Origin of the sequence: Kandleria vitulina DSM 20405, from assembly GCF_000702065.1 — a bacterium.
GTDB lineage: Bacteria > Bacillota_I > Bacilli_A > Erysipelotrichales > Coprobacillaceae > Kandleria > Kandleria vitulina.
Window position 1 is genome coordinate 27,974 of the sequence record NZ_KL370859.1, and the last position, 11,633, is coordinate 39,606.

At 32.5% G+C, this 11,633-nt stretch carries 11 protein-coding genes; all 11 read left to right on the forward strand.

Translation table 11 applies throughout. The annotated features are described in order from the left end of the window. On the forward strand, positions 1 to 486 hold a 486-nt coding region (locus T513_RS12335; RefSeq protein ID WP_031590140.1), incomplete at its 5' end, for a hypothetical protein. Between the two features lie 62 nt (positions 487 to 548). After that, a complete protein-coding gene (locus tag T513_RS0111170; RefSeq protein ID WP_031590141.1) occupies positions 549 to 1,778 on the forward strand; it encodes a preprotein translocase subunit SecY in 1,230 nt (409 codons plus the stop codon). Further along, positions 1,778 to 3,247, forward strand: coding sequence for an accessory Sec system protein Asp1 (asp1, locus tag T513_RS0111175; RefSeq protein WP_031590142.1), 1,470 nt, complete (start codon positions 1,778 to 1,780; stop codon positions 3,245 to 3,247). The genes T513_RS0111170 and asp1 overlap by 1 nt, the downstream gene beginning before the upstream one ends. Beyond that, positions 3,231 to 4,724 (forward strand): accessory Sec system protein Asp2, encoded by a 1,494-nt coding sequence (gene asp2, locus T513_RS0111180; RefSeq protein WP_051654447.1) that lies wholly within the window; start codon positions 3,231 to 3,233, stop codon positions 4,722 to 4,724. Before asp1 ends, asp2 begins: the two co-directional genes overlap by 17 nt. Continuing rightward, positions 4,714 to 5,487, forward strand: coding sequence for an accessory Sec system protein Asp3 (gene asp3 / locus T513_RS0111185; protein WP_031590144.1), 774 nt, complete (start codon positions 4,714 to 4,716; stop codon positions 5,485 to 5,487). The genes asp2 and asp3 overlap by 11 nt, the downstream gene beginning before the upstream one ends. A gap of 4 nt (positions 5,488 to 5,491) precedes the next feature. Next, positions 5,492 to 7,798 carry an accessory Sec system translocase SecA2 gene (gene secA2 / locus T513_RS0111190; RefSeq protein WP_031590146.1) on the forward strand — a complete coding sequence of 769 codons (2,307 nt, stop codon included), beginning with the start codon at positions 5,492 to 5,494 and terminating at the stop codon, positions 7,796 to 7,798. Between the two features lie 10 nt (positions 7,799 to 7,808). Beyond that, positions 7,809 to 9,284, forward strand: a complete 1,476-nt coding sequence (gene gtfA, locus T513_RS0111195) for an accessory Sec system glycosyltransferase GtfA (RefSeq protein ID WP_031590147.1) — start codon at positions 7,809 to 7,811, stop codon at positions 9,282 to 9,284. Beyond that, positions 9,281 to 10,585, forward strand: coding sequence for an accessory Sec system glycosylation chaperone GtfB (gtfB, locus tag T513_RS0111200; RefSeq protein ID WP_035877225.1), 1,305 nt, complete (start codon positions 9,281 to 9,283; stop codon positions 10,583 to 10,585). The genes gtfA and gtfB overlap by 4 nt, the downstream gene beginning before the upstream one ends. 82 nt (positions 10,586 to 10,667) lie before the next feature. Next, positions 10,668 to 11,024, forward strand: coding sequence for a class Ib ribonucleoside-diphosphate reductase assembly flavoprotein NrdI (nrdI, locus tag T513_RS0111205; protein ID WP_029071660.1), 357 nt, complete (start codon positions 10,668 to 10,670; stop codon positions 11,022 to 11,024). 117 nt (positions 11,025 to 11,141) lie between these two features. After that, complete coding sequence (locus T513_RS12705) at positions 11,142 to 11,357, forward strand: DUF3793 family protein (RefSeq protein WP_080703164.1); 216 nt, start codon at positions 11,142 to 11,144, stop codon at positions 11,355 to 11,357. Positions 11,358 to 11,443: 86 nt separating this feature from the next. Next, positions 11,444 to 11,633, forward strand: a 190-nt coding sequence (locus T513_RS0111210; RefSeq protein ID WP_031590149.1) for a hypothetical protein, incomplete at its 3' end; no start/stop codon positions are given.

Genomic DNA, 11,633 nt, shown 5'->3' on the forward strand with positions numbered 1-11,633 from the left:
TCAGAATCTGAGTCTACAAGCAAATCTAAATCTGAATCCGAATCAACAAGCAGATCAGAGTCTGAAAGTAAATCAAAATCTGAATCTGAATCAATAAGCAGATCCGAATCAGAAAGCAAGTCTAAGTCAGAATCAGAATCTATTTCTGAATCTGAAAGTTATTCAGCTTCAAAATATGACAATAGTAATACAGAGTCTGGTAGTGAATTTGTAAGTGAAAGTGAATCAAGTTCATTCTCTACATCAGAGGCAAATCAGTCAGAATTACCATCTGAAAGTGAAGTACAATATGGCAGTGAATATGAAACTCATTATCATGGTGCTTCATATACTCCTGAGAAGGAGACAAAAACAGTTTCAGATGACAATGTTGTAAAAACTGGTGATAACACAGATATGACAAAAGATGCAGTTATGGCAGCTATGGGATTAACTGGAATGGCAGCTGTTGTAGGTAAGAAGAAAAAGAAATCTACTAACGATTAACTAAAAAGAGCAGGTAAACAGTAGGTTTACTTGCTCTTTTGTTTTAAGAGAAGGTAAGTAGCATGAAGAAACGAATAATTATCTCCCTATTGATCGCAACAATATATATATTAGGAAAAAATATTCCCGTAGCATTTGTAATTGCAGATTCTCATCAATTAAATCTACTTAATATGAAAAGTATTGTAGAAAGTATGATTGGTGATGATGGGGGAAATGCATCCATTTTTCTTTTAGGACTATCTCCATGGATGAGTGCTATGATTTTAGCTAGAATTATTGGCTTCTTTATGGATGAAAAATCAAATAAAGTAGCACCACACCGCATGAGAATCATTACGAATACATTGATGATAGGTTTCACATTAATACAATCAATATCCAAAGTACGTACAATGAAATTTGATTCTTTAGCATTAAACAGTTATGGAAGATTGGGATTATTCTTGTTTGTAATATGTGAAATATTTGCAGGAAGTTTATTTCTTGTTTGGTTAGTAGAAAAGAATATGAAACTTGGAATAGGAGGACCATCCCTCATAATCTTGATTAATATTATCATCAACATCAGTATGGTAATTGGAAAATACAGTAGTCATACATTTAACCATGTAGGAATAATGGCATATGTTATAGTATTCTTCTATATTCTTATGACTGTTGCAGTAACAATTATATTGACTCAATCAGAAGTACGTATTCCTGTTTATAAGTCATCTATTCATAATGAATATGCAAGTTCTAATTATTTATTATTTAAGCTTAATCCATTGGGGACATTGCCATCGATGTATATTGTTTCAATTTATGCGTTACTGATTTCTCTGTTTCATACATTTCATGAATTATATAAAGAGAATAAGATACTCTCAATGCTTGTAAAGTATTGTGATATTGAACATTTATCTGGAATATTATTCTTTATTTCATTGTTCTTCTTATTCTCAATAATTCTATCGTTTATTATTGTGGATCCAAAAGATATTGCAGATAATCTATTAAAAAATGGAGACTGTATTGAAAATGTGAGACCAGGTAAACAGACAAAGAACTATTTAAATATGGTTTTATTGGTATTAACTGTAATAAGCAATATCATAATCATGATAATAATGGTAACCCCATTATTAGTAGGGTTCTCATTTAAAGGAAAAACAGATTTATTCTCTATGCCGTTAACATTTATGATACTTACAAGTATTGTGTTAAATGTAAAAGAAGAATTTGATACACGTTTATTAGGAAATGTATATGAAAAAAGACTGATTCATTTAGAAAGGGGAGAAAAATAATGATTTGGTTTATTCCCTCTTGGTATCAGGATGAAAGTATTGTAGTAAAAGAAATGAACTGGAATAGAACAGCCTCTTCATCTCGTTTTGATGATACAGTCAGTCAGGTTAAAATATTTAAAGAAGAAGATAAAGAAGTATCATTAATGATATTAAGCTACTCTCCTCATTTAAGACATTTCCTTTATAGAGAAGAAATCATGGATGTAGATTATACTTCAGTATTTGATGATCTGCAGGATATTCAATCAAAAAGAATAGGATTATACTCCTATAAAGATCTCAATTGGCCTTCCGATGTAGAGTGGATCTATACCCCCTATATTGTGCTCGCAAAAAGAAAGGGTGCTCTTTTCGCTAAAATATATTTTGGGAAAGAAGGCTATATGATTGGGGTGGATCTATTCCAGAATGAACGTAAAAGATTGATTTTTGATGATCGTGGCTTTCTTTCATGTGTTCAATATTACAAGGAAGATAATCTTCAATATGAAGAATATTACAATGAAAGAGGAGAATGGCAATTCAGACATGAATTCAATAGTGGCGAAGTTGTCATCAATGAAACACAGAAACATCGTTTTAGAAAATTGAGATATGAATCAATTGAAGAAATGATGAAAGAATATTTACAAAAAAAATTATATTATTATTCCTTTGATGATTATGTAGTCATCGCTGCAGATGAACACCATAATGATCTGATAATGAAGTCAATATGGAAACAAAAAGTTATTTTATCTTTATTTGGCAACCGTTTTGATATTGTAAAAGGGGAATATTTATATCATCGTGTAGATGTAATAATTACTGATTCAAATGATAAAAAGAATCTTATTGAAGATTCTTATAAAGTCAATAATGTTTACACAATATCCCCTTTAGATACACGTTTTAAACTAGGACAAAGTCAACGTACAATGAGGCTTAAGATTTATTTTATTCTTGATGATACTTCTTTTTCTTATTTAGAAGAAATCATGAAGTACATGATTTCTCATCCGTTGGTTGATTTGTATATTGGGTTATATCATTTTGAAGATTACTATGATGGAATAATACAAGATAAAATCAATCAGATGTTAAGTCAACTTGAAGCACCTTTTAAAATAGATGAAAGAGTCTTCTTAAAAATAATCAGTGATGAAAGAGATCTTATTACATTATTAAGTGATATAAGAATCATTGTAGATGTAAGAGAAACATCCGATAGCTATACGCAGATTGCTGGTATGAGTACAGGTATTCCACAGATAGTAAAGCAGGAAAGCAATTATGTTTATCATAAGAAGAATGGGTTTTGTCTTGATCATGGATATAGCGTAGCTGAAGGATTGTACTTCTACTTAGAAGACCTTGATCATTGGAATGATTCATTGGTTTATTCTTACCATCTTATGCAAGAATATTCAGGAAAGAAAATTATGAAGAAATGGAGAGAGATAATAGATAATGCATCAAAATATTAATGTTTTATATATTGGATTTAGACCAATTTCTTTAAAAGATTGTCCTGAAGAAATTCATGTCACTCAGACTAGTCATATTGATCAATTGGGAAACTATCAGGTTGTTATTATTGATATGATACTTTCTCCTTATGAAATAGAAGAAATAACAGATGCTATACCAGTTTATGGATGCTATATTACAAAAGAAGTTTATGATTATTATCAGATGGGATCATTTATATATAAAAAACAAGCAAAGATGCTTGTGAAGTATGAGATGTCATTTATAAAGCTGCTTGCATCACGTTACTTTGTAGAACAAAAAGCAAAAAAGATTTCTATTAGACAGATTGGTGTTAATCGAAGTTTTAGAGGAACAATCAGTTATGAAGGTCGTCAGTATATGACACTTCAGGGAGATTATGATACAGAGTGGACACAGACGTGTTATTGGAAAAAGGGCGTTAAGATCAATAGGAAGTATCCAGTTAGTTTATGGCTTGAATATCAGAAAGATGAAAATGTTCATCTTCAGATATTTGTAGAAGAAATAAAACAAAATACAATGGATCACATCTGTTTTGAAAAACAATACAATGAAAGTATGCTTGATAAGCCATTACTCATTGATGAAGTTCCCTATGATGGAACCTTGCATATTTCGTTGTATGTAAAAGGAACAGGAAAATTAAAAATAGGACCCCTTCATGTTAGACAATCAAGATATGAAGAAGGAGAATTATTGCCAGGTGGAGAAAGATATAATGATGATTTAAGACAAGAATGTCTTTTCTATTATGAACCAGGTAATATGAAACCACCTCTTCAGATTCATTTCTCTGATTATCATCAAGATGAAAGTTTCGAAGATATTGAAATGATGAGAAACATGAAAACACCGTTTATTATCATATCTGATCCTCGTCTTGATGGGGGAAGCTTCTATATTGGTTCTTCTCAATATGAAAAAAGAATTAAGATGTATATTCAAGAAAAAATGGAAGAACTTCATTTTACCAATAAGGATCTATTGTTTTCAGGTATATCAATGGGAAGCTACGGAGCGCTGTACTATGGGTGTGACTTTTCACCAAATGCGATTGTAGTAGGACAGCCATTGATAAATCTTGGGACTCTCGCCAGCAATGAGACAATATTTAGACCAGAAGTGTTTCCAACATCATTGGATGTCTTAAAACAGAATGGTGATGGTCAATTGGATAAGACATCAGTGAAGCTTCTCGATGATCGATTCTGGAATAAATTTGATAAAGCTACCTTTTCTAATATGAAGATCGCGGTCGCTTATATGAAAGATGATGACTATGATAAAGACGCATTTTCTTCTTTAACTACGCATGCGATAGGAAAAGATATCATGATCTATGGTAAAGGAGTAGAAGGTCGACATAATGATGATAGAAAGACCATATTCAATTGGTTCTTGATGCAATATAAAAGAATAATGGAGGAAGATTTCAAGAATGGAAAGTGATAAGGATATCTACGTTGTTCATTGGGGAGATTTAACAATGGATACATACTTGTATGGTTCATCACTAACCCTCAATAACTATAGAATCGTCTTTGAAAATAAAATGATGCCTCCTGAAGTCGCAATTAAGAAATGGCATATGATAAGTGATTATTCAAAAGAAAAAAATGAGCCATTATTGCCATTTTTAGAACCAGGGAGAACATATCATATACGTTCATATATTGAATCAGTTCCAAAGAATAGATGGTTTATTAGAATCAATTTCTATGATACAAGAGATAGACTGGTCTCTTTCTTTATGACAAATAAAGATAAAGACACCTTCACATTTCCAATAGACTGTTATTATTATGATATGCAGCTATTAAGAGGAAATGCGGATAAGATTGTATTTGAACGTATTGATCTTTATCTAGAAGAATATATTTCTACATTAGAAGAAGCAGAAGAATATACAGTACTTTGTCTAGAGCCACAGGCTTCTCTTATAAAGTATCCATCAAAAGATATACTAGATAAGATAAAACATCCTATTATTCTTCCAGGAAGAGAAGAAAGTGAACTATTTAATCAGGTTATTAGTATGAATCAATATAAAAAATTGACTTTCATAGGGTATGGACCCGTTTCTAGACGAATAGCTTATAAGCTACATAAACAGTATCCACGATCAGAAGTTGTGGATTATAAGAGTAAAGAGAATAGTTATTTTACAGAAAGATTTACAGACAAACGATATATCTTAGAAAAAATGAAGTGATTATATGGCATCATTATTAAATAAATTATCATTAAGACAATTAAATAAAGTGCTAAAAAAGGTCAATAGCTACTCTGATAAGATGAAAGCGATGAGCGATGAAACATTAAAGCATCAGACTGTGCTTTTTAAGAGACGCTATATGAAAGGTGAATCATTAGATCATCTTTTACCAGAAGCATTTGCGACAATTAGAGAAGCATCTCGAAGAGTTCTTGGTATGTATGCCTATGATGTTCAGGTTCTTGCAGGGATTGCTTTACATAAAGGAAAAATTGCGGAAATGAAAACTGGGGAAGGGAAGACTTTAGTAGCAACTATGCCGCTCTATCTTAATGCTATTACGGGAAAAGGAGTTATTCTTATTACAAGCAATGGCTATTTAGCAAGACGTGATGCTCTTGAGATGGGACAAGTCTATAAATGGCTTGGATTAACGGTCGGTATTGGCGTAAAAGAAGATGCTAAGGAGAGCATGGATACTGATGAGAAAAAGAAAATCTATCATTCAGATATTATCTATACCACCCATTCAGCATTAACTTTTGATTATCTTCTTGATAATCTATGTATCAATAAAGAAGATAAATGCATGCGAGATTTCTACTTTGTAGTCATAGATGAAGTAGACTCCGTTCTACTTGATGCTGCTAATATGCCCCTTGTTATATCAGGTGCTCCACGAGTACAGTCAAATTTATATAAGAGCACAGATTATTTTGTTGGAACCTTAGAAGAAGGGGACTATGAAGAAGAAGATAGACAAGTATGGCTGACACCAAGAGGAATAACGAAAGCAGAACAGTTTTTTGGTGTAAATAATCTTTATACAAAAGATTATTATGAAGTATTAAGACATATCAATGTCGCATTAAAAGCCCATTTCTTATTTAAAAGAGATGAGCAATATGTCGTAAAAGATAATAAGATCATGCTGCTAGATAAAAGCTCAGGACGTATGGTAGAAAATACGAAACTCAAGTGTGGTCAACATCAGGCTATTGAAGTAAAAGAAGGACTAAACCCTTCTTCAGAAACAAGAGCAATGGCTTCAATTACTTATCAGGCATTCTTTAACATGTTTGAAAAAAAGAGTGGCATGAGTGGATCAGTCATTGAAGATCGAAAAGAAATAAAGGCCGTTTACGATATAGATGTCGTTGAAATACCCACTCATATACCAATTGCCAGAAAAGACTTAAAAGATAGCTACTACGGAAGCTTTGAAGAACAGTTCGAAGCATCAATGAAATGGCTGATTCGTGCACATGAAAAAAAACAGCCCGTACTTGTCGTTACAAGTTCCATTGAAATGTCCTATATCTACTCTCGTGTACTGCTTAACCATCATATTGCCCATAATGTATTAAATGCCTACAATGTCGCAAAAGAAGCAGAAATCATAAAGAATGCCGGACAGCTAGGTGCAGTTACAATCGCTACAGCTATTGCTGGAAGAGGGACAGATATCAAGCTTTCTGATGAAGTGAAACAATTAGGTGGACTACTGGTATTAGGTATTGGCAGAATGGAAAATCAGCGATTAGAAAAGCAGGCAAGAGGGCGTGCTGGACGTCAGGGAGATCCTGGAACAAGCAAGTTCTTTGTTTCTTTAGATGATGAAATCATCAAAGAATATGGTGCACCATCTTTAAAGTCATATAAGAACGTTAAAGAGATTACCAAAAAACATATTACAAAAATGATGGATCAGGCACAAAAAAACTATGAAATTTCAGCCTATCGTTCACGTAATAGAACACTTGAATTTGATAGTTCTACTTCAGCACAAAGAACAATTATTTATACATTACGTAATCGTCTTCTTAATGATGAAATTGATTATGATGAACTCATGAATTTCATCATCAAAGAAAATATCGAAGACTTCTTTATTGCTGATCCAACTAAAGATGAAATGCAAAGATTTATATTGAGTCATATTGAATATCATATTGATGATACGCTTTCTTATAAAAAAGAAGGACTGCTTCAATTAGCAAAAGAGCGCTTTTTAAGCAAGAAAAAAGAATTAGAAGAAAGCAACAGATATAATCAGTTTATGCGTATTGCTATATTGAATGCGTTAGATAACGCATGGATTGAACAGGTTGATTATCTTGAACAGTTAAGAGCAACGATCGGACTAAGAAGATATTCACAAAAAAACATTATTTTTGAATATCATCAGGAAGCCTACCGTGCTTTTGAGAAGATGATGGATCATGCTAAAAAAAATGTCATGAAAAATGTTATGCTTAGCAGTATAGTAGAAGAAGAAAAAGGAACATTTACAGTGATGTTGCCATAGGAGTGATACAATGAGCATTTACAATATCAATTTAGGAATAGGATGGGCGAGCAGTGGTGTAGAATATGCGCAAGCTTATCGAGCTAAAGTATTAAGAGAATTAGGATTTAAGGCAAAGTTTATTTTTATGGATATGTTTCAATATGAAAATATTGAACATATGACAAAGAATATTGGTTTTCAGGATGATGAGATCATCTGGCTTTATCAGTATTTTACTGATATGCCTATTGAACCAACGACAATGAGTGAAGAACGCTTTGAAAAAACGTTCACTCTTCCTTTTGAGAAAAAAGAAGATGGAAACAAAATCATTTATTCTTTCCCAAACAACAGTTATATGTGTGCCTATTTGACAAGAGATCATCGCTATATTCATAGAGTAGAATGTGTATCAGATGGCTGTCTTATAAGAAAAGATTTCTTTACAAGTCAAAGAGCATTTACAGAATACTATGTTCCTTATGATAATAAAGCTAACCTTTATCGTCGCTGTTTTTATAATAGAGATGGCAGCATTGGTCTTGATGAATATATTAATGGGGATGATTCCATTTATCGTGTAAACGAACATTTCTTCTACAATAAAGAAGATTTTATCGGTTATTTTTTAAAGCAGCTTCACTTTACAAAAGATGATGTAGTCATTGAAGATCGTAATACAGGAATGGAATCAGCAATCTTTAAGGCGATAGGTGATGCTAAATTAGGTGTTGTCATTCATGCTGAACACTATAATAAAGAATCAACTGATGAACATAATATTTTATGGAATAATTATTATGAATATTCATTTAACCATCATAAAGATGTAAGTTTCTTTCTTTCATCTACAAAAAGACAAGAAGAAACACTAAGAGCACAGTTTAAGAAGTATTATGATGCCACTCCTCGTATTGAAACCATTCCGGTAGGAAGTCTTAAGGAACTTAAAGTAGGAGAAAGAAAACCTTATCATTTAATGACAGCTTCAAGACTAGCAACGGAGAAGAATATTGATCACCTTATTCATGCAGTCGTAAAAGCCCATGAAAAAATTCCTCAGCTAGTATTTGATATTTATGGTCAAGGTGGAGAAAAAGATCGATTAACAAAATTGATCACTGACTACAATGCCAATTCCTATATTCGTTTAAAAGGACATCAGAACCTTGATGAAGTATTCAAACAGTATGACTGTTATATTAGTGCCTCTGGATCAGAAGGGTTTGGTTTGACATTGTTAGAAGCAGTTGGTTCAGGATGCGCCTTAATAGGATATGATGTACCTTATGGAAACCAGACTTTTATTAAAAATAATGGCTATCTTGTAGATTATGATGCCTATGATACGCATGCTTGTATTTCTTCATTAAGTGAAGCTATTGTAAAATATTATGAAGAAGATCATCCCGATTTCCATCAGGCATCCTATGATATCGCCAAAGAATATCTAGATGAAGAAATCGCTAAAAAATGGAAAAATCTTTTGGAGGATCAGCTATGATATTATTATTTGAAGAATATAACCAGTTAGCCAAAGACCTTCTTTATTCATTAAGACAGACACATGATGATGTCATTCCAGTATGTATGCACTATGATGGTACATTGCCAGATGATATTTTTTCACCTTTTAAGAATCTAGTCTTTACTAGTGATGAAGGAGAACCACTTTATTTTAATAAATTGCCAATGCGTCATTATGACCGTATTCAATCTACTATGAGTGAAGGAAAAATCTATGCAGGATCAAGATTAAGAGGAAGAATCTTCTATCATCAGCCAACTCATAAAAGATACATCAAAGATGTTGATTATTTAGATGAAAACGGTAAAGTATGCGTAACTGATCACTATGATCTAAAAGGAAGAAAGTATGCCCAGACATCTTTCTTCCATAAGATTGGTAGGGTTATGAGAGCCTACTATAATGAAAAAGGACAGGAAGTTATCACTGAAAACTTTATTACTAAAGATATCATCTACAATGATCTAGAAAATAATCAGATAAAACTATTTAAGAACATTGTAGAGTTTACAATCTTCTTCTTAGAAAAAATGGGAATGGCCTCTCAGCCAATCTACTTTACCTCTCTTTCTCATCCATTCTTTGTATCACAAAGAATGCCTAATAGACAAAGAGAAGATGTTCTTTTCTGGCAGGAAGATATCTATGATGAAATTCCTGGCAATATGCAAGTCATTCTTTCAGGAGAATCTACTAGCACAAAGAAAATCTTTGTCCAAAAACCAGAAGCATATCGTAAGCTCATTGAATTAGGGGCTTCTCAAGATATGGTTAAAGAGTTAGGTATGATCTATGACTTCAAGAAGAATGATAAAAAGAAAGACATTGTCATTCTCACAAATTCAGACCAGATAGAAAAACTAAATGAACTCGTAGAAGCCTGTCAGGACCGTAAGATTCATATAGCAGCCATCACCGAAATGTCTGGAAAACTATTGAAGTACGGATCATATAAGAATGTAAGATTATATCCTAATATTACTGAAAGTCATGCAAAAAAGCTTATTGAAAACTGCCAGTATTATTTTGATATCAATTATGGTGGAGAAATATTAAATGCGATAAGAGAAGCCTTTATTCATGAAATGGTTATCTTCGCTTTTGAAGATACAATCCATCATCATGAATATGTCGCAAAAGAACATATCTTCAATAAAGGGGATATGTCATCATTAATGACTGTTCTTCTTGGAGATTATCACACTCAGTTAAATATCCAGAAGAAAGCCGCCTTATCAGAAGATGTAAATACTTATAAAGAGAAGCTTAGTCAATAAGTCTTCTCTTTTTATTAGTTTGACAAAACTAACCAAGAAGCGTAATATATAGTTAGTCTTAACTAACTAAGGAGGAACAGAGATGAAAACAGTATTTGCATCAAGAACTGGTAATGTAGAGTCAATTATCGAGAAATTAGGATTGATTGATTCAGCTTTACGTATTGAAGATGGAAGTGAGAATATTGCAGAAGACTTTATCTTATTGACTTACACAGATGGATATGGAGATGTCCCTGTAGAAGTAGATGATTTCTTATCAGTACATTCTGATCATCTTAAGGGGGTAATTGTATCAGGAGATCAGAGCTATGGAGAAGCTTATTGTGGAGCTGGTACAGTTATTAGTGAACAGTATGATGTTCCAGTACTTTACAATGTAGAAAATGATGGCACTGATGAAGATATTCAGGCTATTAAAAAGATTTTAAATTTGTAATATGAAAGAAAGCTACAGACTCTTTCAAAAGAAACTTGTGACATATTGTTCACCAACCTTATCCCATCTAAAAGTTGCAAGTCTTTTTGCGATTGATAAACGTGAAATAGATTACTCATTTATCTTTACCACTATAATCAATTAAAATATCTTCTTTCTAAAAAGGAGATTAAGCTATTTCTTCAAGAACGACATTATCCTACCAATTGCCTTCATGCGACACTAGGAAGATTAAAATGCAATTTGATGAGTGATTCTTTTCCCCATGAAATTGGCATCTTTCTAGGATATCCACTTTATAAAGTTCCCGACAGAAAACCCACGTGCCTTTAGGCCGTGGGATAAATATCAGTAAAATATATGGTATAATATACATACAGGAAATCCTATTTCCGAGTCTTTAGAAAGGAGAAAGCTGTATGCATCTTACCGTAAAACAGCAAGTAAAGCGTCTTTCAAAGGAAGATTACAGAACTATAAGAGAACTGTGCCATATAGCAAAGAATCTTGCCAATGATGCCATTTACAATGTAAGACAGTATTACTTTTCTGAGGGCGAGTTTTTAAAATACGAAAAGAATTACACTCTTTTAAAGAACAGCCCTAACT